This window comes from Streptomyces sp. NPDC048361 (genome assembly GCF_040651795.1).
Classification (GTDB): domain Bacteria; phylum Actinomycetota; class Actinomycetes; order Streptomycetales; family Streptomycetaceae; genus Streptomyces.
Genome location: NZ_JBEZKW010000043.1, coordinates 1 through 26843 on the forward strand (window position 1 = coordinate 1; position 26843 = coordinate 26843).

26 protein-coding genes and 1 other RNA gene are annotated in these 26843 nt (G+C 72.5%); 11 read left to right on the forward strand and 16 right to left on the reverse strand.

Features of this window, described 5'->3' with window-relative positions; all coding sequences use genetic code 11:
* Window positions 1-261: 261 nt before the first annotated feature.
* Entirely contained in the window at window positions 262-921 is a 660-nt protein-coding gene (gene eda / locus AB0D31_RS23525; RefSeq protein WP_362726391.1) for a bifunctional 4-hydroxy-2-oxoglutarate aldolase/2-dehydro-3-deoxy-phosphogluconate aldolase, read from the reverse strand.
* A gap of 122 nt (window positions 922-1043) precedes the next feature.
* Window positions 1044-1844 (reverse strand): peroxide stress protein YaaA, encoded by an 801-nt coding sequence (gene yaaA / locus AB0D31_RS23530; protein WP_362726394.1) that lies wholly within the window; start codon window positions 1842-1844, stop codon window positions 1044-1046.
* A gap of 353 nt (window positions 1845-2197) precedes the next feature.
* Here yaaA and AB0D31_RS23535 point away from each other — a divergent pair, with 353 nt between their 5' ends.
* A complete protein-coding gene (locus tag AB0D31_RS23535; RefSeq protein WP_362726397.1) occupies window positions 2198-3637 on the forward strand; it encodes an RNB domain-containing ribonuclease in 1440 nt (479 codons plus the stop codon).
* Window positions 3638-3649: 12 nt separating this feature from the next.
* Here the strand turns inward: AB0D31_RS23535 and AB0D31_RS23540 are convergent, their stop codons facing one another.
* Together AB0D31_RS23540 and AB0D31_RS23545 are read right to left on the reverse strand one after the other, a co-directional pair.
* Window positions 3650-4318, reverse strand: coding sequence for a hypothetical protein (locus AB0D31_RS23540; protein ID WP_362726400.1), 669 nt, complete (start codon window positions 4316-4318; stop codon window positions 3650-3652).
* Window positions 4315-5169 carry a MerR family transcriptional regulator gene (locus tag AB0D31_RS23545; protein ID WP_362726403.1) on the reverse strand — a complete coding sequence of 285 codons (855 nt, stop codon included), beginning with the start codon at window positions 5167-5169 and terminating at the stop codon, window positions 4315-4317. Before AB0D31_RS23545 ends, AB0D31_RS23540 begins: the two co-directional genes overlap by 4 nt.
* Window positions 5170-5386: 217 nt before the next feature.
* Between AB0D31_RS23545 and rnpB the strand changes: the two genes are divergently transcribed.
* The 5 genes from rnpB to AB0D31_RS23570 all read left to right on the forward strand — a co-directional run bounded on the left by rnpB (window position 5387) and on the right by AB0D31_RS23570 (window position 9013).
* An RNA gene (rnpB, locus tag AB0D31_RS23550) (RNase P RNA component class A) lies at window positions 5387-5786 on the forward strand.
* 497 nt (window positions 5787-6283) lie between these two features.
* On the forward strand, window positions 6284-6478 hold the full coding sequence (locus AB0D31_RS23555) for a hypothetical protein (protein WP_159030374.1): 195 nt from the start codon (window positions 6284-6286) through the stop codon (window positions 6476-6478).
* Window positions 6471-7250: a hypothetical protein gene (locus AB0D31_RS23560; RefSeq protein WP_362726406.1), complete on the forward strand. Its 780-nt coding sequence runs from the start codon at window positions 6471-6473 to the stop codon at window positions 7248-7250. Before AB0D31_RS23555 ends, AB0D31_RS23560 begins: the two co-directional genes overlap by 8 nt.
* Complete coding sequence (locus tag AB0D31_RS23565; RefSeq protein WP_362726409.1) at window positions 7247-8509, forward strand: HAMP domain-containing sensor histidine kinase; 1263 nt, start codon at window positions 7247-7249, stop codon at window positions 8507-8509. The genes AB0D31_RS23560 and AB0D31_RS23565 overlap by 4 nt, the downstream gene beginning before the upstream one ends.
* Before the next feature lie 177 nt (window positions 8510-8686).
* On the forward strand, window positions 8687-9013 hold the full coding sequence (locus tag AB0D31_RS23570; RefSeq protein ID WP_362726412.1) for a nuclear transport factor 2 family protein: 327 nt from the start codon (window positions 8687-8689) through the stop codon (window positions 9011-9013).
* A gap of 113 nt (window positions 9014-9126) precedes the next feature.
* Here the strand turns inward: AB0D31_RS23570 and AB0D31_RS23575 are convergent, their stop codons facing one another.
* Both AB0D31_RS23575 and AB0D31_RS23580 read right to left on the reverse strand, forming a co-directional pair.
* A complete protein-coding gene (locus AB0D31_RS23575) occupies window positions 9127-10005 on the reverse strand; it encodes a PhzF family phenazine biosynthesis isomerase (RefSeq protein WP_362726415.1) in 879 nt (292 codons plus the stop codon).
* A gap of 104 nt (window positions 10006-10109) precedes the next feature.
* Complete coding sequence (locus tag AB0D31_RS23580; protein ID WP_362726418.1) at window positions 10110-10871, reverse strand: SDR family oxidoreductase; 762 nt, start codon at window positions 10869-10871, stop codon at window positions 10110-10112.
* A 204-nt stretch (window positions 10872-11075) separates the two neighbouring features.
* Here AB0D31_RS23580 and AB0D31_RS23585 point away from each other — a divergent pair, with 204 nt between their 5' ends.
* Together AB0D31_RS23585 and AB0D31_RS23590 are read left to right on the forward strand one after the other, a co-directional pair.
* Window positions 11076-12479, forward strand: coding sequence for a multidrug effflux MFS transporter (locus AB0D31_RS23585; protein ID WP_362726420.1), 1404 nt, complete (start codon window positions 11076-11078; stop codon window positions 12477-12479).
* 10 nt (window positions 12480-12489) lie between these two features.
* Entirely contained in the window at window positions 12490-13515 is a 1026-nt protein-coding gene (locus AB0D31_RS23590) for a small ribosomal subunit Rsm22 family protein (RefSeq protein WP_362726423.1), read from the forward strand.
* A 25-nt stretch (window positions 13516-13540) separates the two neighbouring features.
* Here the strand turns inward: AB0D31_RS23590 and ddaH are convergent, their stop codons facing one another.
* A complete protein-coding gene (gene ddaH / locus AB0D31_RS23595) occupies window positions 13541-14383 on the reverse strand; it encodes a dimethylargininase (protein ID WP_362726426.1) in 843 nt (280 codons plus the stop codon).
* 388 nt (window positions 14384-14771) lie between these two features.
* On the opposite strand from ddaH, the gene AB0D31_RS23600 reads away from it, so the two are divergent.
* On the forward strand, window positions 14772-15509 hold the full coding sequence (locus AB0D31_RS23600; protein WP_362726429.1) for a bifunctional DNA primase/polymerase: 738 nt from the start codon (window positions 14772-14774) through the stop codon (window positions 15507-15509).
* Between the two features lie 396 nt (window positions 15510-15905).
* Here the strand turns inward: AB0D31_RS23600 and AB0D31_RS23605 are convergent, their stop codons facing one another.
* From AB0D31_RS23605 to efeO, 4 genes are read right to left on the reverse strand one after another with little or no spacing between them, the layout of a single operon-like run.
* A complete protein-coding gene (locus AB0D31_RS23605) occupies window positions 15906-16871 on the reverse strand; it encodes a hypothetical protein (protein WP_362726533.1) in 966 nt (321 codons plus the stop codon).
* Window positions 16771-17745 carry an iron uptake transporter permease EfeU gene (efeU, locus tag AB0D31_RS23610; RefSeq protein WP_362726432.1) on the reverse strand — a complete coding sequence of 325 codons (975 nt, stop codon included), beginning with the start codon at window positions 17743-17745 and terminating at the stop codon, window positions 16771-16773. Before efeU ends, AB0D31_RS23605 begins: the two co-directional genes overlap by 101 nt.
* Before the next feature lie 9 nt (window positions 17746-17754).
* Complete coding sequence (efeB, locus tag AB0D31_RS23615; protein WP_362726435.1) at window positions 17755-19017, reverse strand: iron uptake transporter deferrochelatase/peroxidase subunit; 1263 nt, start codon at window positions 19015-19017, stop codon at window positions 17755-17757.
* Between the two features lie 24 nt (window positions 19018-19041).
* Window positions 19042-20184, reverse strand: a complete 1143-nt coding sequence (gene efeO, locus AB0D31_RS23620) for an iron uptake system protein EfeO (RefSeq protein WP_362726438.1) — start codon at window positions 20182-20184, stop codon at window positions 19042-19044.
* 235 nt (window positions 20185-20419) lie between these two features.
* Here efeO and AB0D31_RS23625 point away from each other — a divergent pair, with 235 nt between their 5' ends.
* A complete protein-coding gene (locus AB0D31_RS23625) occupies window positions 20420-21130 on the forward strand; it encodes a PhzF family phenazine biosynthesis protein (RefSeq protein ID WP_362726536.1) in 711 nt (236 codons plus the stop codon).
* A gap of 160 nt (window positions 21131-21290) precedes the next feature.
* Here the strand turns inward: AB0D31_RS23625 and AB0D31_RS23630 are convergent, their stop codons facing one another.
* Complete coding sequence (locus AB0D31_RS23630; protein ID WP_362726539.1) at window positions 21291-21953, reverse strand: biliverdin-producing heme oxygenase; 663 nt, start codon at window positions 21951-21953, stop codon at window positions 21291-21293.
* A 246-nt stretch (window positions 21954-22199) separates the two neighbouring features.
* Window positions 22200-23069 (reverse strand): type I methionyl aminopeptidase, encoded by an 870-nt coding sequence (map, locus tag AB0D31_RS23635; protein WP_362726441.1) that lies wholly within the window; start codon window positions 23067-23069, stop codon window positions 22200-22202.
* A gap of 123 nt (window positions 23070-23192) precedes the next feature.
* Here map and AB0D31_RS23640 point away from each other — a divergent pair, with 123 nt between their 5' ends.
* Window positions 23193-23423, forward strand: coding sequence for a hypothetical protein (locus AB0D31_RS23640; RefSeq protein WP_267053514.1), 231 nt, complete (start codon window positions 23193-23195; stop codon window positions 23421-23423).
* 145 nt (window positions 23424-23568) lie between these two features.
* On the opposite strand, the gene AB0D31_RS23645 is transcribed toward AB0D31_RS23640, so the two are convergent.
* The 3 genes from AB0D31_RS23645 to AB0D31_RS23655 all read right to left on the reverse strand — a co-directional run bounded on the left by AB0D31_RS23645 (window position 23569) and on the right by AB0D31_RS23655 (window position 26809).
* Window positions 23569-23895 (reverse strand): MerR family transcriptional regulator, encoded by a 327-nt coding sequence (locus tag AB0D31_RS23645; protein WP_362726444.1) that lies wholly within the window; start codon window positions 23893-23895, stop codon window positions 23569-23571.
* Window positions 23896-24722: 827 nt separating this feature from the next.
* The gene (locus AB0D31_RS23650; RefSeq protein ID WP_362726446.1) at window positions 24723-26021 is read right to left on the reverse strand and encodes an MFS transporter; all 1299 of its coding nucleotides are present in this window, start codon (window positions 26019-26021) and stop codon (window positions 24723-24725) included.
* 185 nt (window positions 26022-26206) lie between these two features.
* Window positions 26207-26809, reverse strand: a complete 603-nt coding sequence (locus tag AB0D31_RS23655) for a hypothetical protein (protein ID WP_362726448.1) — start codon at window positions 26807-26809, stop codon at window positions 26207-26209.
* Window positions 26810-26843: the final 34 nt, after the last annotated feature.

Consider the following 26843-nt stretch of genomic DNA (forward strand, 5'->3'; position numbering starts at 1 on the left):
CCCCCAGGTCATTCCTTCGACAGGGGGACACAGTCATGCCGAGCCCGGAGGCCAGCGGCTCCGTTGCGGAACCGCGGAAAACATAACGGGGGGTGCGGGTCGTGGGTGGCTGGTCGCGCAGTTCCCCGCGCCCCTGAAAGCCCGGCGCCCCTGAGGGCCCGGCGCCCCTGAAAGCCCGGCGCCCCTGAGGGCCCGGCGCCGCTGATGGCCCGGCGCTCCTGAAGGCGGGGTGAGGCGGGGCCCCTGGAGGCGCCCGTGTCCCTAGAAGGCTCGCAGCGCTGCTGCCTCGCGGGCCAGGGTTTCGACCCGGGGCCAGTCGCGGGCGGCGATCGCGTCCGGTGGGAGCATCCATGTGCCGCCCACGCAGGCCACGTTGGGCAGGGCCAGATACGAAGGGGCCGAGGCGAGCGAGATGCCGCCGGTCGGGCAGAAGCGGGCCTGGGGGAGCGGGCCCGCGAGGGACTTCAGATAGGCCGTGCCGCCCGCCGCCTCCGCCGGGAAGAACTTCATCTCGCGTACGCCCTGTTCGAGCAGTGCCACGACCTCGGACGCCGTCGCGACCCCGGGCAGGAACGGCAGCCCCGAGTCTCGCATCGCGTGCAGGAGGGTGGGCGTCCAGCCCGGGCTCACCAGGAAACGGGCCCCCACACCTGCCGCCTCCGCGACCCCGCCCGGCGATAGCACCGTGCCCGCCCCGACCACCGCGCCCGGCACCTCGGCGGCGATGGCCCGGATCGCGCCCGGCGCGGCCGGGGTGCGCAGGGTCACCTCGATCGCCGGGAGACCGCCCGCCACCAGCGCCCGCGCGAGCGGCACCGCGTCGGCGGCGTCGTCGATGACCACCACGGGGACGACGGGCGCGAGATCCAGGACGGAGGCGACGGAGGCAGGGGTGGAGGAGGGCTCGACTGAGGGCGTCATGCGCCCATCCTGCCGAGGCCCTGCGTTCTGCGCAACGAGCGTTGCGCATGCTGCAACGGTGGGTTGCTCTGGGGGCTGCGTCTCAGTCCCTCAGTCGCTCAGTCGCTCAGTGGATCAGTGGATCAGTGGATCTGCGTCACGATCACGTCCAGGGACCAGGTGCGGCCCGGCTTCACGGGTGCCTCGGCCTCGACGGCGTATCCGAGGCCGCGCAGGGTTTCGACCAACTCGGCCGGTTCGGCGGGCGCGGCGCCGGCGGTGAGCAGATCGCGTACGAGCCGGCCCTTGGTCGCCTTGTTGAAGTGGCTGACGACCGAGCGCTTCTCGACGCCGTCGACGGTCTGTGAGTGCAGCACCCGGACGGTGGCGGTGCGCCCGGCCACGGCGCCCTTGGGCTTCCATGCGGCGGCGTACGCGGAGGAGCGCAGGTCCAGGACGAGGCCCGTGCCCGCGGCTTCGGTCATGACCGGGTCCATCACGGTCCGCCAGTACGCCCCGAGCGCGCCGAGGCCGGGCAGCTTCACGCCCATCGAGCAACGGTAGGACGGGATACGGTCGCCGGTGTGGACGGCGCCCCACAGCCCCGAGAAGACCAGCAGCGACTTCGCGGCGCGGCGCTTGGCCGCGGCGTCCAGGGTGGCGAGGCCGAGGGCGTCGTACAGGACGCCGGTGTAGATCTCGCCGGCCGGGCGGGTGCCCGCGGTGCGCAGCTCGACGTTCTTGGCGATCTCGCCGCGCAGCCCCTCGCTCAGGCCCAGCACGTCGCGGGCCTTGTCCTCGTCGGCGGCGCACAGCTCGACGAGCTCGTCGAGGATCGTGGCGCGGGCCCGCGCGAGGCCCGGCAGGGACAGCGATTCCGCCTTCAGCGGCGCCCCGCGACCCGAAGCGGCCTTTCCTTCGGAGGGCGGCAACAGCACCAGCACGGCGATTCTCCTTGGTGTACGTCGGGGGAGGGGGTGCGGCCCCTCGCGCCAGCGTAGCGCTGCGGTCGGCTTGGGCGGGTTTGAGCTTCCGCGGGCCGAGAGGCACCCCGGCACCGCACGGGGCTCCGCCCCGGACCCCGCTCCTCAAACGCCGCAGTGGCTGATTCAGCGCGCCGGTGCCTCCCGAAGCCGTGGGATGGACCCGGCACCGCACGGGGCTCCGCATCCGCCCCGGACCCCGCTCCTCAAACGCCGCGAGGGGCTGGATTTTGCTTGGCGGGGTGACGAGGGCGGAGCCGAGCGGCGGTGGGTACGACGTGCCGGGGGTCGTGGTCGGCCCTACGCTCGGAGACATGCCCCGCCGTCGTCTCCGTGTGCAACGCACCGCCGAGGACCCCCTGTGCGCCGCGTTCGACGCGTTGCGGGCCTCGCTCGGGGTTCCCGCGGAGTTTCCCGATGACGTCCTCGCGGAGGCGACACGCGCCGCCGCCTCGCCCCGGTTGCCGGCCTACGACGCGACCGGCATCGAGCTCTTCACCATCGACCCGCCCACCTCCACCGACCTCGACCAGGCGATGTACCTGGAGCGCCGGGCGGGCGGCGGCTACCGCGTGTACTACGCCATCGCCGACGTCGCCGCGTTCGTCACGCCGGGCGGCGCCCTGGACGCCGAGGCGCACCGCCGCGTCACCACGCTCTACTTCCCCGACGAGAAGACGCCGCTCCACCCCACCGTGCTCTCCGAGGGCGCCGCCAGCCTCCTCCCCGACGCCACCCGCCCCGCGCTGCTCTGGCGGATCGATCTCGACGCGGACGGCGCGACCACGGACACCGACGTGCGCCGCGCCCTGGTCCGCAGCCGCGCCAAGCTCGACTACGAAGGCGTACAGAAGCAGATCGACGCCGGTACCGCGCCTGAGTCCCTGGCGCTGCTGCGCGACATCGGCACCCTGCGCGAACAGCAGGAGGTCGCCCGCGGCGGCATCTCGCTCAACGTCCCCGAGCAGGAGATCGTCGAGCAGGACCATCGCTACGGCCTCACCTACCGCGCCCCGCTGCCCGCCGACGGCTGGAACGCCCAGATCTCCCTGCTCACCGGCATCGCGGGCGCCCAGCTGATGCTGGCGCACGGCACCGGGATCCTGCGCACCCTGCCCAGCGCCCCGGACGGCGCGGTCGCCCGGCTGCGCCGCTCGGCGCAGGCGCTGGGCATCGACTGGCCCCACCACGTCCCGTACGCCGCCGTCGTCCGCTCCCTCGATCCGCGCGAGCCGAACCACGCGGCGTTCCTCCAGGAGTGCACCGCACTGCTGCGCGGCGCCGGGTACTCCGTGTTCACCGGCGGTACCGCGCCCCAGCTCGCCGTGCACGCCGCGGTGGCCGCCCCGTACACCCACTGCACCGCCCCGCTGCGCCGCCTCGTGGACCGGTACGCCGGTGAGCTGTGCCTCGCCGCGGTGGCCGGGCAGGACCCGCCCCAGTGGGTGGCGGCCGCGCTCGACGCGCTGCCCAAGGAGATGGCGCAGGGCACGAGCCGGGCCAACACGGTGGAGCGCGAGAGCGTGGACATCGTCGAGGCGGCGCTGCTCAAGGACCGCGTGGGTGAGGTCTTCGACGCGACGGTCGTCGACGTGAAGGACCGTCAACCGACTGTCGGCACCGTCCACTTGACCGATCCCGCGGTCGTCGCCCGCATCGAGGGCGGCGGCAGCCTCCCGCTCGGCGAGCGGCTGCGCGTCCGCCTCACCCAGGCCGACCCCGGCACCGCGAAGGTCCAGTTCACGCCCGCGTGACCCGGCCGCCGATCACCCGGCGGTGGCCGCCCGCAGCGCCTTCGCCAGCTCCGCCGACTCGTCCGCATGGAAGCGTACGGCCGTCACCTCCCGCCGCCCGCCCAGGAGTTGTACGTGGGTGACGGGCTCGGTCAGCTCCACGGTGAGGGAGGTCTGGGAGCCGACGGGGAGCTCCAGTACGCCCTCCGGGGCCGCTCCGCCCGCGCCCTGGAATCTCAACTCGGCGCGGACGCGCGCTATATGGGCCAGCGGGATGATCAGGTCCGCCCGGGCGCCGGCGCGCAAGCGCAGGGCGTCCGGGGTCAGCACGTGCGGCCGGGTGACGGCGGCGGCCTGCATGCCGAGGACCAGCAGGACCGTATAGAGGTCCAGGACGAACAGCGCCGCGTGCACGGCCGGCCATTCGCGTACCAGGAACGACACCCCGACCGTCTCGACGACGCAGACGAAGGCCAGGCCGTACACCGTCGCCGCCTGCGGTCTCGCGTACCCGAACGCCCGGTCCGCAGGCCCCACTTGATGCCTGCGCCGGGTGATCCACAGGCCGAAGCTCTTGAACACCCGGGCCTCGTGAGTCAGTAGCCGGGCCAGCGGCTCGGGTAGGAAGCCGCGCCGGGCGGGACCGGGGCGGGGCGGGGTCGTGCGGGGGTCCTCGTGGCTCATGGCGTCGTCGTGGCTCATGGTGTCGGCGTGCCCTTCTGCGATGCCATGCTCAGCATGGCTCGTCGTACTGCCTCTGCCTGGGCAGGAGCGAGGTCGGCGAGGAAGGCCCTGAGCACGCCCTGGCCGGCGGGGGCGGGGGCGGGGGCGGGGCCGTGGGGGTGGCCGGAGTCGTGGGTGTGACCGGGGCCGAGGTCGGCGGTCGCGTGCGCCGAGATCCTCTCCTCCAGTTCGGGCGGCAGGCAGGCGGCGAGCGCCCGCGCGGCCGTCTCGACGCGGGGGTCCGAAGGATCGGCGTCCGCCAGCGCGTCGAGCAGGGCGTACACCTCCTGCGCCTGCTCGACGGCGCCCGGTGCCGCGGCCGTGTTGCGGACGGCGGCAAGCAGCCGCTCCCGCTCCTCGGGGGGCGCGGCGGTCGTCATGAGGGCGAGCAGCTCGCGGTCCTTGGCGGCCATGGCCGAGCCGGCCGGCTCCGACGCCGTACCCAACTCCGCGAAGAGGTCGGCCAGTTCGGGCGAGAACTCGTCGTCGGCCGAGAGGGGGCGGTGCTCGGCGCGGGCAAGCAGCGTGGCGAGCCGGGCGCGCCGGGCCCGGATCCGTTCTTCCTGGCGGGCGAGGCCCGCGTCCAACTCCCTTAGTACGTCGGCCAGTTCGTGCCCGGCGTCGTCGGCGATGACGTCCCGCACCTCGTCGAGGCCGAGCCCGAGTTCGGCGAGGCGCCTGATGCGGGCGAGCGCGACGGCGTCCCGCACGGTGTACTGCCGGTAGCCGTTGGCCAGCCGGGCGGGTTCCGGCAGCAGCCCGAGGTGGTGGTAGTGCCTGACCGCCCGCGTGGTCACCCCGGTCAGCGCGGCGATCTCCGAGATCCGCATGGCCCCATTAGAAACGTTGACGCTGCGGCAGGGGCAAGCGGGTGCGGGTGCGGGTGTGAGTGCGAGTGCGGGTGCGGGTGCGAGTGCGGGTGCGGTGCTGGGGTGGGTGTGGGCGGTGCGGCGTCGGTGCTGGGTGCCGGTGCCGGCCGCGCGGTTCGGCGCCGGGGGCTCGGCCGTCGTGCTGCCCCGCTGCGGGTAGCATGGTCGGCACGGCAGACGAGCCGGGCGGGCGGCCGCGTGGAGATCCTCTGGATCTTCCCGAGGAACGTCCGGGCTCCACAAGGCAGGGTGGTGGCCAACGGCCACCCGGGGTGACCCGCGGGACAGTGCCACAGAAAACAGACCGCCGGGGACTTCGGTCCCAGGTAAGGGTGAAACGGTGGTGTAAGAGACCACCAGCGCCTGAGGTGACTCAGGCGGCTAGGTAAACCCCACCCGGAGCAAGGTCAAGAGGGAGCACCTCGGTGCTTCTGCGCGGACGATCGAGGGCAGCCTGCCCGAGTCCGCGGGTAGACCGCACGAGGCCGGCGGCAACGCCGGTCCTAGATGGATGGCCGTCGCCCCGATGACCGCGAGGTCCCGGGGTACAGAACCCGGCGTACAGCCCGACTCGTCTGCCCTCTGCCCTACCGTGGGGTGGGGGGCTGTGACATGTGCGTGGCTCCGCCACGGTGGGTGCGACCTTTCGATGCCGGGTGCCCTGCAGGGGCGCGGGGCTGTGGCACGTGCGTGGCTCCGCCACGGCGGGTGCCCTGCAGGGGGCGCGGGGAACTGCGCGGCCGGCCACGCACGGTCCGCAGGTGACAGCCGGGCCTCAGGGGCTCCGCCCCAGACTGGGGATGTCTCCCTCGGGTGCCCAGCACAGGGTCATCCCGCAGCGGCACCGGACGGGCTGGGGATGTCCACGCTGGGCACCTTGCCAAGCTCAACCCACCCCGGGGCGCCGCCTCACCTGCTTCCATCACCCTCCGAAGTCACCCCGTCATCCTCCGTGTGGCGGAACGCGACCCCCGGTCGTAGCGTGATGTGCGGTACCGGACGAACGGAACCGGTGGCCCGCCTCCTCGGGGGCGGTGCCGCTCATTTCGACTCGGGGACACGAGGTGAAAACGCCGTGCCTTCCCTGCACTTTCCCGTGATGCTCGCCCTCGCGGCGGGAGCCTTCTTCCTCTTGCGCAAAGGCGGCACCAAGCTGTCCCACGCGCTCATCTGCGCCGGGTTCGGCTTCTATCTCGCCGATACGGCCGTCGCCCCCTCGCTGCACACCGCGCTCAACTCCGTCACCGGCATGCTCGGGCAACTTGGCTGAGGGTCCGGACGCGCGCCGCCGCCCCGGCCGGCGGGGGCTCCTCCTGGCGTTCTGCCTCGTCGCCGCGGCGGCGGGCTGTGCGGACGTGGAAGGGCTGCACCGCGACGGCGCGGCGGCGCGCGTCGCACCGCCCGAACCGCTGTGGCCCCACTCCGTGCCCTCCCCGCCCGGCTCCGAGCAGCAGCGCGGCCGGCCCTTCACCGTGCCCGGCGTCGCCAAGGTGGACTCCGGTGACCTGCGGGACGCCGACCCGCTCGCCGTGGTCAAGGCGGACCTCGGCGCCACCGAGCGCGAGGACCTGGGCACCGGCCGGCTCGTGGACCGGCGGGCCGCCGAGCGCGTCGCGGGCTGTACGCGGGCCGCCGCGTGCGGGGTGCGCGAACCCGTCCTGCGCGACCTGACCGGCGACGGACGCGCCGAGCTGATCACCGCCGTCGACATCGACGGCCGGGCCAGCGAGATGCGGGTCTACCACGTGGTCGACGGCGCCGTCACCCGTGTCTTCTCGCGGCGCGCGGTCCTCGAAGGGGTCGAGCTCGCCGCCGGGCACCTCGCCATCCGCGAACCCACCTCGAACGACCGGTTCGTCTACGTCTCGCACTACGGCTGGGACGGCTCGATGATGGCCCTCATCGAGCTCAAGCTCGACACCTGCCGTGCCGTGCGGCAGACCTCGGGCCTGCCCTGCGTCACGCCCACGCCCACATCGACGCCCACATCGACGCCGACCACGCCGACCACACGCACCCCCGCACCCGGCGGCCCCGCGTGACGGCCCCCTGGCACGAGCGGCTGCGCCCGGGCTGGACGTACGGTCTGCGCTGGAAGATCGTGCTCACCGTCGCCGGGGTGGCCTGCGCCGTCGCCGCCATCCTCGGCGTCCTCGTGCACAACGTCCTGACCCGGCAGCGGGTGGATGAGGTCCGCAAGGAGGCGCGACAGGACCTCGATGCCGCGCTCAAGCAGTACGCGTACGGCACGGAGACCACCGACGGGCACGCCGCCGTCCTCAACCCGCCCGAACTCCCCGACCCGCTGAGGAAGTTGGCGGAGGGTGGCGAGCGCGGCCTGATGGTCGGCGAGCGCGGCGGCATGGCGGTCATGTGGGCGGCGGCACCGGCCGGCGGTCAGGTGCTCGCACTGTCCGTCCCGTACGAGAGCACCCGCGACCACCTGCGCCAGATGGACACCGCGATCCTCGGCTCCGCGCTGCTCGCGGCGGGCAGCGTGACCCTGGCCGGCACCTACTTCGCGGGGCGGATCAGCCGCAGGCTGCACCGTACGGCCACCGTCGCGCGCCGGATCACCGACGGCGACCTCGATGTGCGCACCGGCATCCCGGCCGGCGGCAAGGCGGCCGAACACGACGCGGTGACGGCCGTCGCGGTCGCCCTGGACTCGATGGCCGCCTCCCTGCAACGCCGCCTGGAGTCCGAGAAGCGGTTCACCGCGGACGTCGCCCATGAACTGCGTACGCCGCTCACCGGGATGCTCGCCGCCGCCGGGCTGCTTCCCGAGGGGCGCCCCAAGGAGATGATCAACGACCGCCTCAAGGCGTTGCACACCCTCACCGAGGATCTTCTCGAAATCTCCCGGCTCGACGCCGGCGCCGAGCGGCCCGAACTCGCCGAACACGAGGTGGGGCCGCTCGTGCGGCGCGCGGTGCTCGCCACGGCGCTGCCCTGCGAGGTGCACGTCGTACGGGACGCCGTCGTACGCACCGACCGGCGCCGCCTCGACCGCATCATCGCCAACCTGGTCGTCAACGCCCACCGGCACGGCGCCCCACCGGTCAGCCTCACCGTGGACGGGCCCGTCGTGGAGATCCGCGACCACGGGCCCGGCTACCCCGCCGATCTCATCGACCGGGGCCCCCAGCGCTTCCGCACCGGCGACCCGGGGCGCGGCAGGGGCCACGGACTCGGCCTCACGATCGCCGTGGGCCAGGCGCACGTACTCGGTATCGACCTGCGCTTTTCCAACGCCCCCACCGGCGGCGCGGTCACCACGCTGCGTCTCCCGAGCGGGTGACCCCACCGGCGGTGCGGTGCACCACGCTGTGTCTGCGTCCACCGAGCGGGTGAGCTCCCACGCGGCCGGGCCGCCTGAGCCTTCCGGGGGCGCACCGGTGGCGCGGCCGGGACGGCTGGGGTGTCCTGAGAGGTGAACGCCCCCGGGCGTCCCCCGCCCCACCGACCGGGAGAGACCGTGACCATCGCCCTCGACAAGCTGACCGACCCGGCCGTCCGCGCCTTCGTCGGTGCCCTCAACTCCGGTGACCGCGCCGCCTTCGCCGCCGCCCTCGCCCCCGGGGCCACCATGTCCGACGACGGCTCCGACCGCGACGTCGCCGACTGGACCGAGCGCGAGATCTTCTCCGCCGGCGGCCACATGGACATCGAGAAGCAGACCCGCGACGGGCTCGGCCTGGTCGCCAACTACCGCAACGACACCTGGGGCGAGATGCGCACCTCGTGGCACTTCACCGTCGACGGCGCCGGCCGGATCAGCCGTTTCGAGACCGGCCAGGCCTGATACCGGTCCCGCCCCCGGCGCCGCCGCTTACGCCGTGATGCGCGTGCCTACGCCGCTCACGCCGTGATGCGCGTGCCTACGCTGCTCAGCCTCGATACGCATGCCCACCCCGCTCACGCCTCGATACGCGTGCCCACCCCGCTCACCCGCACCCGCGGGTCACCGGCGCGCAGCGTCACCGTGAGCTCGCCGGGGCGGCCCAGGTCCTCGCCCTGGTGCAGGGTCAGCACCGACTCCTCGGCGACCAGGCCCAGTTCACGCGCGTACGCCCCGAACGCGGCCGCCGCCGCACCCGTGGCCGGGTCCTCCACGACCCCGCCGACCGGGAACGGGTCGCGGACGTGGAACACCGAATCCGAGGCGCGCCACACCAGTTGGACGGTGGTCAGGTCGAGCCGGTGCATCAGCGCCGTGAGCCGGTCGAAGTCGTACGACAGGTCCGCGAGGCGCTCGCGGGTGGCCGCGCCGAGGACCAGATGGCGGGCGCCCGCGAACGCGATCCGGGGTGCGATCGCCGGGTCGAGATCGCCGGCCGGCCAGTCAAGAGCGGCCAGCGCCTCGACGAGATCCTTCTCTCCGACGGGCTCGGAGTGCGGCTCGACGCTGGTCAGGGTGGCGCGGAGCCGGCCGCTCGCCGGGTCCTCGGCGACGGTCACCGGCACCGTGCCCGCCGGCGTCGCGAACGTCAGCTCCCCGGTGCCGATCCGCTCGCCGAGCGCGAGCGCCGTCGCCACGGTGGCGTGCCCGCAGAACGACACCTCCGCCTTCGGGCTGAAGAACCGCAGCGTGAACGCGCGGCCCGGCTCCCCGAGCCCCTCGGGCGGCGCCGTCAAGAACGCCGACTCGCTGTAGCCGAGGTCGGCCGCGATCGCCAGCATCGCGCCGTCGTCGAGCCCGGAGGCATCCAGGACGACCCCGGCCGGATTGCCCCCTGAGGGGTCGCTCGCGAAGGCGGTGTAGCGGAGGATCTCGGGCTGCGCGTCGCTCGTCATGACCGGCCCAACTGCCGTACGCGCCCGGCTATTCCAGCTCCCTCGGCAGGGGCCGGGCGGAGGCGGGCAGAGCGAGGGGAAGGGGGGTGGGGGCAGAGGCGGACTCAGCCGCGCCCGATGTACGGCATCGCCGTGGCCAGCACCGTCGCGAACTGGATGTTCGCCTCCAGCGGCAGCTCCGCCATGTGCACCACGGTGCGCGCGACGTCCTGCGCGTCCATCACCGGCTCCACCGCCAACTCCCCGTTCGCCTGCGGGATCCCGGTCTGCATGCGCTGCGTCATCTCGGTCGCCGCGTTGCCGATGTCGATCTGCCCGACGGCGATCCGGTACGGACGCCCGTCCAGGGAGAGCGACTTGGTCAGGCCGGTCATGGCGTGCTTGGTCGCCGTGTACGCCACCGAGTTCGGCCGGGGCGCGTGCGCCGAGATCGACCCGTTGTTGATGATCCGGCCGCCCTGGGGGGTCTGCCCCTTCATCGCGCGGAACGCCGCCTGCGCGCAGAGGAAGGCGCCGTTCAGGTTCACCTCGACGACCGAACGCCACGCCTCGTACGACAGCTCCTCGACGGGCACCCCGCCGGGCCCGAACGTGCCCGCGTTGTTGAAGAGCAGGTCCACCCGGCCGTGCGCGGCGAGCGCCGTCGAGAACAGGGCGTTCACGTCGTCCGGCGAGGTCACGTCGGTCCGTACGCACAGGACGCGGGAACCGGGGCCGGCCAGCGCGGCGGTCTCCTCCAACGCCTCGGCGCGGCGCCCGGCCAGCGCCACCGACCAGCCCGCGCCGGCCAGCGCGAGGGCCACGGAGCGGCCGATGCCGGACCCGGCCCCGGTCACGACGGCAGACTTCTGCGAGGTGATGTCCATGGGCCCGGAGCGTACGGGAGGGGCCGGTGGATGAGACGGCACGTCCGCGATGTGGGAGCCGCGCGCCCGGCCCGCGCCGAACGTGCCCGACCCGGTGCGGCGGGTGTGACCCGTCCCTCCCTTTCTGTGCGGTCCGGGTGGTCCCGCCAGCGCCCGCCGACTGCGACCATGGGTATTCGTTTCAACTTTCAAGGAGAGAGAACGATGCCGGAGCGCGGCGGCCAGGACAGCCAGGGCCCCATACCGACCACGGCCGACGCGGCCGTCGACGACAGCCGTGTGGTCCACGGGACCAGTGGCGCCGACAGGACCAGTGGGGCCGACGGGACCGGTGGGACCGGAACGGCCCCCATGGCCTCCGCCGCCCTCCGCCGCACCAGCCTCCTCGTCACGCTCGTCCTCGGCGGGCTCACCGCGCTCCCGCCGCTCTCCATGGACATGTATCTGCCGGCGTTGCCCGAGGTCACCGGCGCGCTGCACGCGCCCGCCGCCACCGTCCAGCTCACCCTCACCGCGTGCCTCGCCGGCATGGCGCTCGGCCAGCTCGTCGTCGGGCCCATGAGTGACAAGTGGGGGCGGCGGCGCCCGCTCCTCATCGGCATGGTCGTGTACGTCCTGGCCACCGCGGTCTGCGCCTTCGCGCCCAATGTCGAACTCCTCATCGCCTTCCGCCTGTTGCAGGGTCTGGCCGGAGCCGCGGGCATCGTCATCGCCCGGGCCGTGGTGCGCGACCTCTACGACGGCGTCGAGATGGCCCGGTTCTTCTCCACCCTGATGCTGATCTCCGGCGTCGCGCCCGTGGTCGCCCCGCTGATCGGCGGACAGGTGCTGCGGCTGACCGACTGGCGGGGCGTCTTCGCCGTCCTCACCGTCATCGGGACCGTGCTCACCGCCGTCGTCTTCAAGTGGCTGCATGAGACGCTGCCGCCCGAGCGCCGCCACTCCGGCGGTGTCGGGGAGGCGCTGCGCACCATGGGCGGACTCCTCAAGGACCGCGTCTTCACGGGCTACATGCTGGCGGGCGGGCTCGCCTTCGCCGCGCTCTTCGCCTACATATCCGCCTCGCCCTTCGTCGTGCAGGAAATCTACGGCGCCTCCCCGCAGACCTTCTCCCTCCTCTTCGGCCTGAACTCCATCGGCCTGGTCGTCGTCGGCCAGATCAACGGCAAGCTCCTCATCGGCCGCGTCAGCCTCGACAAGGCGCTCGGCTTCGGCCTCGCCGTGATCACCCTGGCGGCCACCGCCCTGCTCCTCATGACGTCCGGCGTCTTCGGCGACGTGGGCCTCGCGCCGATCGCGGCCGGCCTGTTCGTGCTGATGTCGGCGATGGGCCTCGCCATGCCGAACACCAACGCCCAGGCTCTGATGCGCACCCCGAACGCCGCCGGTTCCGCCTCCGCGCTGCTCGGCACCTCCTCCTTCCTGGTGGGCGCGGTCGCGTCCCCGCTCGTCGGCATCGCGGGCGACGCGACCGCCGTGCCCATGGCGGTCGTCCAGCTCGCCGCGGCGGTCGGCGCGCTGCTCTGCTTCCTGCTCCTGTGCCGCCCCTGGCAGCGCGCGCACCAGCCGTTCACCATGACGGCCGGGGACGCGGCGCCGCAAAAGTAGACTCCTGCCGGTGAACCACTCCCTCCCCCTCCCGGACGTCCTGCGCTCGACCCTGGCCGGACTGCTCGACGGGCTGCCGCCCTCGGGGACCGCGAGCGCCGTCGACCGGCTGATCGGCCACTACCGCGGCACCGTCCCCACCCACGCCCCGGTGCTGCGCGACCGCTCCGACGTTGCCGCGTACGCCGCGTACCGGATGCCCGCCACCTTCGAGGCCGTACGCGCTGCCCTCGGCGCGTTCCGGGACGCGGCCGGAGCGTGGACGCCCGCCACCCACACCGACATCGGCGGCGGCACCGGCTCCGCGAGCTGGGCGGTCGCCGAGGCATGGCAGGACGCGCACACGCCGGTCGCCACCACCGTCCTGGACTGGGCCGAGCCCGCGCTCGCCGTCGGCCGTGAACTCGCCGAGGCCTCCGGGGTGCCCGGGCTGCGCACCGCCCGCTGGGAGCGCGCCCGCATCGGCTCGGCGCTCGCCCTGGACCCTGCCGACCTCGTCACCGTCTCGTACGTCCTGAACGAGCTCACCGCCGACGACCGGCGCACCCTGGTGGACGCGGCGGCCGGGGCCGCCACCGGAGCCGTCCTCATCGTGGAGCCGGGCACCCCCGACGGCTACGCCCGCGTCATCGAGGCACGCGACCGGCTGATCGCGGCCGGATTCCATATCGCCGCGCCCTGCCCGCACAGCGCGGCCTGCCCCATCGAGCCCGGCACCGACTGGTGCCACTTCTCGGCCCGCGTCTCCCGTTCGTCGCTGCACCGCCAGGTCAAGGGCGGCTCGCTCGCGTACGAGGACGAGAAGTTCAGCTATGTCGCCGCCACCCGGTTCGTCCCGTCGCCCGCCGGCGCGCGGATCGTCCGGCGCCCCCAGATCCGTAAGGGGCTGGTGCTGCTCGACCTGTGCCTGCCGGACGAGCGGCTGCGCCGCGAGACGGTCAGCAAGCGGCAGGGTCCGCTGTACCGGGAGGCCCGGGACGCGGAGTGGGGCGACGCGTGGCCGACCCACCCCGCGGACCCGGCGGACCCGGCTTAGGGTCCCTCGTTCGCAATGGGCCGGATCAGGTACGCAGCTCCTGCGTGCAGCACTTCACGCTGCCGCCACCCTTGAGCAGCTCGCCCAGGTCCATGCCGACCGGCTCGTACCCCCGTGCGCGCAGCGGGCCGAAGAGGCCGACGGCGCCCTGGGGGAGCAGGACGTTGCGGCCGTCGCTCACCGCGTTGAGCCCGAGCGCGGCCGCGTCCGGCTCCTCGGCGATCAGCGCGTGCGGGAAGAGTCTGGACAGCACGGCCCGGCTGCCGGGGGAGAAGGCCGGCGGGTAGTACATGATCTCGCCGGCCGTGTCGTCGAGGACGCACAGGGCCGTGTCCAGGTGGTAGTAGCGCGGATCCACGAGGTCGAGGCCGATGACCGGGCGGCCGAAGAACTCCTGGGCCTCGTCGTGCGAGAGCGGGCTCGAACGGAAGCCGCGGCCGGCGAGAACGTAGGAGTCCGTGACGGCGAAGTCGCCCTCGCCCTCGTTGATGTGGGCCGGCTCGTGGACGGTGGCGAAGCCGTGCGCGCGGAACCAGTCGCGGTGGACCTCGGCCTCCGCGGCCCGTTCGGGATGGGCGAAGCGGGCGCCGAGCACCCGGCCGTCGATCACGGTCGCGCCGTTGGCGGCGAAGACCATGTCCGGCAGGTCGGGGCGCGGGGCGAGCAGTTCGACGGTGTGGCCGAGCGCGCGGTACCGGTCGCGCAGATCCTCCCACTGGGCCAGGGCGAGCGGCAGATCGACGGGCTTGTCGGGGTCCATCCACGGGTTGATGGAGTACGTGACCTTGAAGTGTGCCGGTGGGCACATCAGATAGCGCCGGGGTCGGGCGGTTCTCGGAGTACGGAGGTCACGGGCTGCAGGAGGCAATGAGGGCTCCTCACGGGCGACTTGGGCCACACTGACGTGTGGCCGCGTGCAGCCCATGGTCCGCCGTGGCGGCCGTCCGCGCAGTGCACCGTCCGGGTGTTTTTCACCCGGCCCGTGCGGTTCACCCGTACGTCGATGGCACGTGCGTCGCCGTACGCCTCAGCCGTACCTCCCACACCGGGGGTACGCGTGGTGTGCCCTGGCTCACGTGTGCGGCCGCGGCCCCCGATGGCCCGGAGCCGGTCATGCGGAGGTCGGCCGACGGTCATGGGCGGGCCATGTCACACCCCCCGGATGTCCGGTGCGGTCACCCGGGGAGCAGGATGGTGGGACGATGTTCAGCGTTGGACGACAGTTTTTTGCGGTCGACCGTGAGGTGAGGGGATAGATGGGCGCCGAGTTCGGCCGTTCCCGCGGCGAGGAGAGCAAACTGTCCCGCTGGCTGCGCAGGCGGCCCAAGGACGCTCCGGGCGCGGACCAGGGCCGGCTCGACCTGCTGCTCGCCGTGGCCGCCGCCGGTCTGCCGCTCGCGCCCGCCGCGTACCCCGTGGGATTCCGGTGTTCCTGCGAGCGCGTGGGGTGTCCCACGCCCGCCCGCCACCCCGTCTCCTTCGCCTGGCAGACGCAGTCGACGACCGACCGCGCCCAGATCGAGCGCTGGGCACTCGGCCAGCCCGAGGCCAACTTCATCACCGCGACCGGCATGGTCCACGACGTGCTCGACGTGCCGCTCGAAGCGGGGCGCGAGGCGTTGGCGCGGCTGCTCTCCGAGGGCATCGACGTCGGGCCGGTCGCCGAGGCGGCGGGCGAGGGCGACCACGGGCGGATGCTGTTCTTCACCGCGACGCGGGGTACGCCCGAGGACGAGGACGAGTGGTGGCCCTGTGAGCTCGACTGCCATCCCGAGACGATGGACGAGCATCCGGGGCTGCGGTGGCACTGCCGGGGGAGCTATGTCCTCGTGCCGCCCGCGCGGCTGCCGGGGGAGCTCTCCGTGGGGTGGGTACGGGGGCCGGAGCATGCGCTTCCGGACCCGCTGACCGTTCTTGAGGCGCTGACGGACGCGTGCGCCCGCTACGCCGGCGAAGCCGGCCCCCACGCCGCCGCCTGGCCCCTGGGCCGCTGACGTCCCCCACCCCGGCCCCACCCCGCCGAGCATGCCCGTGGCCCTCCGGGGGTCGGGAAACGGGCTGAGGTCCAAGCTCCTGGGGCTCCGCCCCCGTTCGCGCCTTAAGGGCGCTCGTCCTCAATCTCCCCCAAGGCCTCAAGGGCCAGGGGGGACCCCCATGACGGGCTGGGGTGGGCGCTCGCGTCTTCAAACGCCGGACGGGCTGGGGTGGGCGTTCGTCTTCAAGCGCCTGACGGCTGGGGGTGCCGTCTGGCACCAAGTGGGTGAGGGGCGCGGGGAACTGCGCGACCGGGTGTCCACGATCCGCACCGTGAAGCCGGCGCTGAGGATGCCTCCCCGAGCTCCCTGCCGAGGTCGGCCCACCCAGGGGGCGCGGGCTCTGGGTGGGGGAGCCTATTCACCCCGTACCCCCACCAAGCCCTGCACCCGGTTGGTCACGACCACACTCCCCGCCCCCGCCGCCGGAACAACCGCCAGCTCGTTCGAGATCCACTCCCTCGTCAGGGACGACGTGGCCCGACCCGTCAGGAGGGCCTTCTCGTCGGGGGAGATGTCCAGGCGGACCCCCTTCGCCACGGTCTGGCGCTCGAAGTGCCGGGCCGTGAAGAAGACCAGGGCCCGGCCGTCGGCAAGACGCAGGGCGAACGGCGCGAAGTCCCCTTCGGACAGCGGCTGGTCCACGAACTGGCTGACCCGCCCCGACCGCACCGCGTCCTTGCGCCGCGCGTCCCGCCAGCCACTGGTGTGCTCGCCGGCCGCGAAGACGGGAGGCTTCCCGCCTTGGAGGTAGGACGCGTAGTCCGCGCTGAGCTCCTTCGGCGCGACGGCGAGCGACGTGTCGTCGGGCCGCACCGGCTCCGCCCAGCCGTCCTTGTCCTTCTTGAACGCGGGCACGTCCCCGGCGCCCAGGACCGACAGGTAGCCCAGCTTCCACACCTGGTCGGGCCCGCCGCGCAGGAAGAGCAGCAGCCAGCGCGTGTCGCCCGGCCCCTTGTCGTCCCGGTCGCGGTTGGAGTCGGTGTCGGCGACGAACCAGCGCGGCCAGCCTGCCTGTTTGGGGATCGTGTACGCGGTGTCGCCCAGCACCAGCGGGCTGTACTGGGCGTTGCCCGCCGGGCTCGTCACATGGCGGGCGGCGAAGCCGGCCTGCGTGGTCGCGCCGAACGCGCCGGTGACCCGGCCCTCGTCGAGGGCCGGGTCGTAGGCCTTGTTGGCCCGGTTGTAGGCGTCGGTGAAATCGGTGAGCGCCCGGGCGGCCTCAGCCCTCGTCGCCGACGGTACGACTTCCCGCTCCCCGTGCACCGTCACGCAGCCGCTCGCGGTCACCGTCAGTACGGTCGCCGTCGCGAGCCCCGCCATCAGCCGACTCACCCTGCTCATGAACCGCCTTCTGCCCCTCGGTCTTCGCAGCCCCCACGGACTTCCGGAACCCTACCGGGGCGAAGAACAGGCCGAGCGTGGGGATCAGGTAGAGGGCCCACACGGTGACCTGGAGGGCGGTCGGGTTGGGCTGGAAGTTGAGGACGCCCTTGAGGAGGGTGCCGTACCAGCTGTCCGGCGGGATCGTCGAACTGATGTCGAAGGCAAGGGAGTTGATGCCCGGGATGAAGTCCGCCTCCTGGAGGTCGTGCACCCCGTACGCGAGGACGCCCGCCGCGACGACCACCAGCATGCCGCCGGTCCACGTGAAGAACTTCGCCAGGTTGATCTTCAGGGCGCCGCGGTAGAACAACCAGCCGAGGAAGACCGCGGTGGCCAGGCCCAGCAGGGCGCCGATCATCGGCTGGACGGTGCCGTTCTCGGAACCCGCCGCGTGCACCGACGTCCACACGAACAGGGCGGTCTCCAGGCCCTCGCGGCCCACCGCGAGGAACGCCGTGGCGACCAGCGCACCCGTGCCCATCCGCAGCGCCGTGTCGAGCTTGCCGTGCAGCTCGCTCTTCAGGTGCCGCGCGGTGCGCCGCATCCAGAAGACCATCCAGGTGACCAGGCCGACGGCGATGATCGACAGCGAACCGCCGAGCGCCTCCTGCGCCTTGAAGGTCATCTCCTGAGAGCCGAATTCGAGCCCCGCGCCGAACGCGAACGCGACGATCACGGCGACCGAGATGCCGATCCACACCGGCTTCAGGGCGTCACGCCGACCGGTCTTCACCAGGTAGGCGACGAGGATGCACACGACGAGGCTCGCTTCGAGTCCCTCGCGCAGGCCGATCAGGTAGTTGGCGAACATGTCTTCCTCTCAGCCGAAGAGTCCCCGGCCCCACCAGTCGCCCTTGCCACGGACGCCCGGCGGGACCGCGAAAATCGCCGAACCCACGTGCTGGATGTATTCGTTGAGCGCGTCATGGCGGGCCAGCGAGCGCTGGAGCGGCAGGAAGCCCTTGCGGACGTCACGCTGGTACGCCAGGAAGAACAGGCCCGCGTCGAGGCGGCCCAGTCCGTCCGTGCCGTCGGTGAAGGAGTAGCCGCGGCGCAGGATGCGTACGCCGTCGTTGGAGTCGGGGTGAGCGAGCCGTACGTGCGCGGTCGGCTTCATCGCCTTCAGGAACGGCTCGTCGCGCTCCTTGGCCTTGCCGACCGGGGCGCCCTCGCCCTTGTCGCGGCCGAAGACGTCCTCCTGCTCCTGGAGCGAGGTGCGGTCCCAGGTCTCGATGTGCATCCGGATGCGGCGGGCCACCAGGTAGGAGCCGCCGGTCATCCAGTCGGTACCGTCCTTGGCGCCGACCCACACGTGGTCGTCGAGCGCCTTGGTGTCGGTGCCCGACACGTTCCGGGTGCCGTCCTTGAAGCCCATCATGTTGCGCGGGGTCTGCGCGTCCGGGGTCGTCGACGACGTCTTGCCGAAGCCGAGCTGCGACCAGCGGATGGCGACCTTGCCCATGCCGATGCGGGCCAGGTTGCGGATCGCGTGCACCGCGACCTGCGGGTCGTCCGCGCACGCCTGGACGCACAGGTCGCCGCCGCTGCGCGCCGGGTCGAGGTTGTCGCCGGGGAACTGCTCGATGTCGACGAGCGCCTCGGGCCGCTTGGCTTCGAGTCCGAAGCGGTCCTTGGCGAAGAGGGAGGGGCCGACGCCGAAGGTCAGGGTCAGCCGGCACGGCTTGAGGCCGAGCGCCTCGCCCGTGTCGTCCGGCGGCGCCTCCGCGAGACCGCCGTAGGCGCCCGCACCGACCGTCTTGCCCTCAGTCATCGCGGCCGCGGCGGCCGTCCAGTCCTTGAGCAGTTGGACCAGCTCGGCGCGGTCCTTGGTCGTCACGTCGAACGACGCGAAGTGCAACCGGTCCTGGACGGCGGTGGCTATGCCGGCCTGGTGGTCGCCGTGGAACGGCACCGCGGCGCCCGTGTCGGCGGCGGGCACCGCGTCGCTCCCACCGCTCTTCACGACGGCGACCGTGCCACCGGCGGCGGCCGCGCCCAGCGCGAGCCCGGCTCCGCCCCAGCCGAGCAGCGCCCGGCGCGAGGGGGACCTGCCGGTCTCCGTGGCCTCGGTCGTGTCGCTCATGACGGTCTCCTCCTGGCTGCTGGGTTACTTCGCGACGGTTGCGGCGAGCTTCGAGAGCGGCTCGGCGAGCGCGTTCACGGCGTCGGAGAGCTGCTTGCGGTCACCTTCGCTCACCTTGTCGTACGAAGTGAAATCGTAGGAGGTCTTGTCCGTGCGGTACTGGTCGAGGAGGGTGTTCAGGGAACCGAACTGCTTGTCCAGCTCCGTGGTGAGCGCCGCGTCGTTCTTCGCGGCGACCGGCTTGAGCAGCTCGTACGCCTTCTGCGCGCCCTCGACGTTGGCCTTGAAGTCGGACAGGTCGGTGTGGCTGTAGCGGTCCTCCTCACCGGTGATCTTCCGGGTGGCGACCTCGTCGAGGAGTTCCTTGGCGCCGTTGGCCATCGAGGTCGGGGTGATCTCGGCGGTGCCGACCCGCTTCTGCCAGTCGGTCAGGTCCTTGTCCAGCTCGGTGGCGAGGTTCTTCTCGTCGTCGCCGATCTTGCCGTCGGCCCAGAGGGACTTCTCGAGGCGGTGCCAGCCGGTCCACTTCTGGCCCTTCTCCAGGGCGTCCTCGCGGGTGTCGGTCTTCGGGTCGATGTCACCGAAGGACTCCGCGACGGGCTCGGTGCGCTCCCAGCCGAGGCGGGAGGGGGCGAACGCCTTCTTGGCCGCGTCCACGTCGCCGGCCCGCACCGCGTCGGTGAAGACCTTCACCTTGGGCAGCGTCTCGTCGGCCTGCTCCTGCGCGTACTTGCGGTATTCGGCCACCGCTGTGTCCAGCTGCGGGTTGCGCTTGGCCTCGGTGCCGCCGGTGACGGTCACCTTCTGGCGGATGCCGTCGCCCTTCATGCCAGGCTTGCAGGCGACCTCGTACGAGCCGGCCTTCACCTCGGCGGTGAGCTGCTGCTTGAGGCCGGGGCCTATGTTCTCGCGCTCGGCGACGATGCGGTCGTCGGGGAAGAGGAGGTAGACCTCGGTGACCTTGGAGCCCTTGTTCTCGATGTCGAACTTGACGTGCCCGGCGGGAAACTCGCTCTTCGACAGCTTGCAGGAGCTGTCGGTGGCGGTCACCTGGACCGAACCGGATCCGTCGGCCTTGGCGTCGCTCTTCTCGGCGCATCCCGTGACGGCGGTCAGGGCCGCCACCGCGGCGGCGGCGGTGACTACGGAGGTACGGACGGGTCGCATGCGGGCTCCACGCTGGGTCAGGGTCGACAGGTCGACTGAGGCGGACCTAACTTAACCGAGGCTTACCTGACCGATACCCACGGGGTACGTGATTCACCTCTCATCTACGTCCCCGAGCCCACCGAGCACGCCCGAGCGCGGCGCCGGCCGCTGCTTCAATGGCGGGGTGAACGAACGGAACGTGGTGGTCGACGGGGACGGGGTGCTCGACGTGGATGTGGTACTCGACGTGGATGTGGTACTCGACGGGGGCGGGGTACTTCACGGGGACGTAGCACACGACGTACTCCGGGTCTTCTGCGGACCGGACGGCCGGCACGGCAACGCGCTCGGTGTGGTGCGCGAGGGAGCCGCCGTGCCGGGTGAGGCGGCCCGGCAGGAGCTCGCGCGCCAACTCGGCTTCAGCGAGACGGTGTTCGTGGACGACACCAAGCGCGGCACCGTCGACATCTACACCCCGGGCACGCGGCTCCCCTTCGCCGGACACCCCCTGGTCGGCACGGCCTGGCTGCTCGACCTCGACGTCCTGCAACTGCCGGTGGGCGACGTGCCGGCCCGCTGGGACGGTGAGTTCACATGGATCACGGCCCAACCCGGCTGGGCCCCGCCGCGCACCCTGCGCCAGTACGCCTCGGCCGCCGAGGTCGATGCCCTCGCGGTGCCGGAGCCGGGGGAGTGGGTGTACGCGTGGGCCTGGCAGGACGAGGCGGCGGGCCGGATCCGTGCGCGTGGCTTCCCCGGGCGGGGTGACGGAATCGACGAGGACGAGGCGACCGGGGCGGCCGCGCTGCTCCTCACCCAGCAGCTCGGCCGCCCCCTGACCATCACCCAGGGAGCCGGCTCCCAACTCCTGACGGCCCCCGGCCCGGCCGGCACGATCGAACTGGGCGGCCGAGTAACCCGGCAACCCACCTGGGGCTCCGCCCCAGACCCCGTCCGCGCCTGAAGGGCGCTCGTCCTCGATCTCCCCCAAGGCCTCAAGGGCCAGGGGGGACCCCCATGACGGGCCGGCTATGTCGATGCGGGCCGGCACCGAGTAGTTCAGGGACGCCGAGCGCCGCGCCGAGTCGGTGCCGGCCCGATGAACACCGCAGCCCCGCGGAGCGCTACGCGCTGAGGGGGAACTCCTCGCCCAGCTCCCTGAACACAGCCGTGTTCAAGGCGAACGCCCGCTTGCACTCCGCCACGACCCGCCGCCTCTCCACCTCGTCCACCCGCAGCGCCACCGCGTCGAGCCGCTCGCGATAACCCCGCTTGAACGCCGCCGGGTTGGCGATCCCCTCGAAGACGTAGAACCGTACGCCGTCGCCCTTGCGGGCAAACCCCCACGTGCGCTCCGCCTTGTCGCGGATGATCTGGCCGCCCGACAGGTCGCCGAGGTAGCGGGTGTAGTGGTGGGCCACATATCCGGCGGGCCACCGCCGTGCGCACGAGGCGACCCGCTCGGCGTACGCGGCCGTCGAGGCCAGCGGGGTGGCCGTACGCTGCCAGTCCGGCCCGCGCAGATGCGCCAGGTCCCGTTCCAGCTCGGCCGTGCGCATCAGCTCCGGCTGGATGAAGGGCCCCGCCACCGGGTCCTCGGCGAGCGCCGAAGCGCCCTCCTCCAGGGCCCGGTACACGAACCAGAGCTGCTCGGTGTAGCGGGCGTAGGCGTCGACACCGAGCCGGCCGCCCAGCAGGTCCCCCATGAACGACGAGGTCTCCGCCTCCGTGTGCTGCTCGTGCGACGCGGTGCGGATCACCGTGGAGAACGGCGTGGTCACGGGCATGGTCAATGCGGGCCTCCGGAGACCGAGGGGTGCGGGAACCAGTCGGATCGTCTCAGGTTAGGTAAACCTAAGTCAACGGGTTCCCGACGACCTGTCGGTAAAAAGGTACCCATTCGGCCCGGGCGCGACACATGATCGAAAAAATCCCCGAGGCTGGACCGGACCGGGCCGGGGCGGGCCGGGGCGGGCCGATCCGGCCCGGTCGGGGCGGCGGGGCGCCCACCCCGCCCCTGTGGCTCCACTGCGCTACGGCAGCGTGAGGATCTCCGTACCGGTCTCCGTCACCACCAGCGTGTGTTCGAACTGGGCCGTCCGCTTGCGGTCCTTGGTGACGACCGTCCAGCCGTCCTCCCACATGTCGTACTCGTGGGTGCCGAGCGTCAGCATGGGCTCGATCGTGAAGGTCATGCCCGGCTTGATCACGGTCGTGGCGTGCGGGGCGTCGTAGTGCGGCACGATGAGCCCGGAGTGGAAGGCCGTGCTGATCCCGTGGCCCGTGAAGTCCCGTACGACGCCGTAGCCGAAGCGCTTGGCGTACGACTCGATGACTCGGCCGATGATGTTGATCTGGCGGCCGGGCTTGACCGCCTTGATCGCGCGGTCGAGGGACTCCCGGGTCCGCTCGACGAGGAGCCGGGACTCGTCGTCGACGTCGCCGCAGAAGTAGGTGGCGTTGTTGTCGCCGTGCACCCCGCCGATGTACGCGGTGACGTCCAGGTTCACGATGTCGCCGTCCTTCAGGACGGTCGAGTCGGGGATGCCGTGGCAGATGACCTCGTTCACGGAGGAGCACAGCGACTTGGGGAAGCCGCGGTAACCCAGGGTCGAGGGGTAGGCGCCGTGGTCGCACATGAACTCGTGGGCGACCCGGTCGAGCTCGTCCGTGGTCACTCCCGGCGCGATGTGCTTGGCTGCCTCCTCCATCGCCCGCGCCGCGATCCTTCCCGCGGTCCGCATCAGCTCGATGGTTTCGGGGGTCTGCACTTCGGGGCCGGTGTACGGCGTGGGCATGGGCTTCCCGACGTACTCGGGACGCCGGATGTTGCCCGGGACGGAGCGGGCCGGAGAGATCTCCCCGGGCACGAGCAGGGACTGCGACTTCGGCTGGCCAGACATGCCGGCGAGTCTATCCAGCGGGTGTGGGGCAGCATGGCTTTGAGGTCCCGGGCCACCGGGTACCGGGTCCCCGTGGTCCCGGGCCGCCCCGGCGCCGGGCCACCATCCCAGGGAGAGGCATCCATGGCTTTGTTCAAGAGGCGCACCGTCGGCAAGCCCGGTGAGTGGTACTACTGCCTGACCCATCACAAGGTCGAGGAGGGCCCGGAGTGCCCGGCCAAGGACCGCTTCGGCCCGTACCAGAGCCGTGACGAGGCCGAGCACGCGATGCAGAGCGCGCAGGAGCGGAACCTGGAGTGGGAGAACGACCCCAAGTGGCACGACAAGTCGGCGCCGCAGGACGGCACCGACTGAGTGTGCCTACCCGGCCGCATCCGACTCGGTGACCGACCGGCCCGTACGCACCCGGTGATCAACCGCCTGCTCCCGCCCCGGTCGTCGACGTGGCCCTGGGGCGGGGGTGCGTGCCGGGCTTCCGTGCCGTACCGGCGGCAGCGGCCTACGGGTTCACGGCCTCGGCCGCGCGGCGGTATTCGGCGTTGATGCGCTGTGCCTCTTCGAGCTGGTCCTCCAGGATGACGATCCGGCAGGCGGCCTCGATGGGGGTGCCCTGGTCGACGAGTTCGCGGGCGCGGGCGGCGACGCGCAGTTGGTAGCGCGAATAGCGGCGGTGGCCGCCGGCGGAGCGCAGCGGGGTGATGAGGCGGGCCTCGCCGATGGCGCGCAGGAAGCCCTGCGTCGTGCCGAGCATCTCGGCGGCCCTGCCCATGGTGTAGGCGGGAAAGTCGTCGTCGTCGAGACGGCCGTTGAAGTCGACTGCTGTCATTTGCACCTCTCCGTGAAACACGTTGAGGGGCTCTGGTGTGCCATGGCACCAGAGCCCCGAAGGAACGGTTACACCATCTGTCGGCCTTGATCCTGCGCCGACTCTCTGTTTCCGCCGACCCGGCCTGAATGCCGGGGGTGCGGGGATCGCAGTTGCTTGACCGGAGACCACCTCACTATCGCGATGTCCTGCGGTACCCGGGCTCTCTTCACACGCCCGGGCGATCCTGATGGCGTTGCTCCTCCGTTCTTCCCTCTGATTGAACCGATCACTTGCTGCGTACTGCTGGTACTGCGGGTACTGCCGGTACTGCTGGTGGCGGCCCCTGACTACTGCGGGCCGCCCGGTCCGGTCGTCAGTTCCGTCGCCGTCCTGCAACCGCTCTGGCTTCGGAACTCCACCACCGCACCGCACTGCGTACTGCACTTGCTGCTACCGCTGCCCGGCAGTTCGTTTCTGCCGGGCCTTCTCGATCTCGGCTACGAAAGAAACCATAGTCACGAGACCCATCAATGTCTACTGCGGCCGCCATAGATTTTCTGGTGTTCGATGACGAGACAGTCCGTTTCGAACGGGAGGGTGCCGCGTCCGGGGCTCAGGAGCGCATCCCGATCGCCGCGCGGGCCAAGCCCCGCAAGATCTCCGTCGGCGCGGGGAGTTCCGGCCCCAGGGAAAATCCCCGGCTGAACCGGTCGGCACGGGCCGGCCTGCGCCGCGCGGGACGGGCACCCACCCCCGCCCGCCCGTCCCGCGCCCCCCCGGCGCCCACCACCCGTGTCCGTACCGGAATCCGGGCCCGCGGGCCGCGGGCCGCGGGCCGCGGCCGCCTAGACCGCCACGCTCGTGGGCTGGGTGGCCGCGCGCCGGCGGGCCGCGTCCTCGTCGGTCGTCGCGTCGTAGGTGATCAGCTTGGGCAGAGCGGCGGCCAGCAGCCCCACCACCGCCACGCACGCCACACCGCCCGACCACACCGCGGTCCTCGTCCCGGTCCAGCCGGCCATCGCGCCGGCCCGGACCTGCCCGAGCTGCGGGCCGACGCTGTAGGAGAGCACCTCTATCCCGGCGAGCCGGCCCCGCAGCTCCTCCGGGATGGTCTGGTTCCAGATGGTGGAGCGGCCGAGTCCGCTCAGCATGTCGCCCGCGCCCGCGACCGCGAGGCAGCCGAGTACCAGCCATACGTTGCCGAAGACGCCCGCTCCGGCCATCGCCGCGCCCCACACCACCGCCCCGACCACCACGAACAGGCCGTGTCTGCGCACCCGCGAGGTCCAGCCGCTGGTGAGGCTGAGCAGTACCGAACCGGCCGAGCCCGCCGCGTACATGAGGCCGAGCGCCCAGGTGGCGTGCAGGCTGTCGGCGAGGAACGGGAAGATCGCGTTGGGGAACGCGAAGAACATCGCGGCCAGGTCCACGGCGTACGTCCCGAGCAGTACCGGGCGAGACCACGCGTAACGGGCGCCCTCCGCTATGCCGCGCAGCGAGGGCTTTCTGGCGTCGTGGGCCGGCGGCGCCGGGGTGAGGCGGGCGCACATCACCACCGAGACGGTGAAGGTGCCGATGGTCGTGGCGTACGCCGTGGCCGTGCCCGCGTACGCCACGACCAGGCCGGCGAGGGAGGGGCCCGCGATCGCGCCGAGCTGCCAGCGCAGCGCGTTGAGCGCGGCCGCCGCCGTCAGCTGGTCGTGCGGGACGATTCGGGCCATCAGCGAGTCGAGCGCCGGGCGTTGCAGGCCGGCGAGTGCGGACACGCCCGCGGCGACCACGTACAGCGGCCACAGCAGGGGGTTCGGGAGCAGCGCGTTGACCAGCAGGACCAGCGCGAGCAGGCCGAGGCCCGCCTCGGTGGCGAGGATGACCTTGCGGCGGTCCACGGCGTCGGCGAGCGCGCCGCCGTACAGCCCGAAGACGACCAGCGGGACCAGCTCCACCGCGCCCATCGCGCCCACCGCGAGCGGCGAGTCGGTCAACTCCTTGATCTGCAGCGGCAACGCGACCATCGCCATGAAGCTGCCGAAGTTGGTGATCAGGCCCTGCACCCAGAGCAGCCGGAAATCGGCGGAGGCCCGCCAGGGCGCGAGGTCGGGCAGGATCGAGCGCAGTCGGGATGCGGGGGGTTCGTCAGGCACGAGGCGCCATGTTCCGGGCCCGGCGCTCCACAATCAAACGAATTAGCGGTACACGGCGGCGCCCTGCCGGTACGCCGGCAGCCCCGCCGGCGGTTCACCAAGAGGTCCGCAAGGGGTCCGTCGACGGCGCCCGAGGGTTTGGCGAAGGCCAGGCCGCCCTCGGCGCCCCACCCGCCGACGGATCGTCACCAGCGTCCCGGCGGTGGCGCCGTCAACTGGTCGGCCAGGCGGCCCAGACGGTCGCGGAAGCGGCGCGGGCCGCGCTGCGGGGGCAGGGTGTTCTCGCCGGCCGCGGCGCTGACCAGGTGCTGCACGGTGTCGAGGTCCAGTTCCGCGTCCCGCGTCACCGTCAGGGACTCGTGGACCAGGCCCCGCACCTCGCGGTCGCCGTCGTCCAGGGCGAGCACCGTCGCGCCCGCGCGGCGCGCGTCGTGGACGCGTTCGAGCAGCCCTTCGGCGGGCCGCTCGGGCGCCACCACGAGGAGCGTCTCGCCGCGCCGCGCCGCCTCCAGGCGGCCGAGCCCGACCGACAGATGCGGAGGCCCGCCCGGTTCGGTGCGATGGCGTACGAGCGTGGGGCTCAGCTCCGGCAGCCCCGACCAGGCGGCCTCGTCGGTGAGGTGGGCGGCGAAGTGCCATGGCTCGTACGACTCGGTGCCGACCAGGAGCAGCCCGCCGCCGTGCGGCACGACGGAGGAGCGGAGCACACCCGCGAAGCGGCGGGTGGCGCGCAGCCACTCCGTCCCGGCAAGCACTTCGCGCAACAGGGCGACCCGTACGGCATCCATGCTCGGCATCCTGACGCATCCGGGGCGTCCGCGG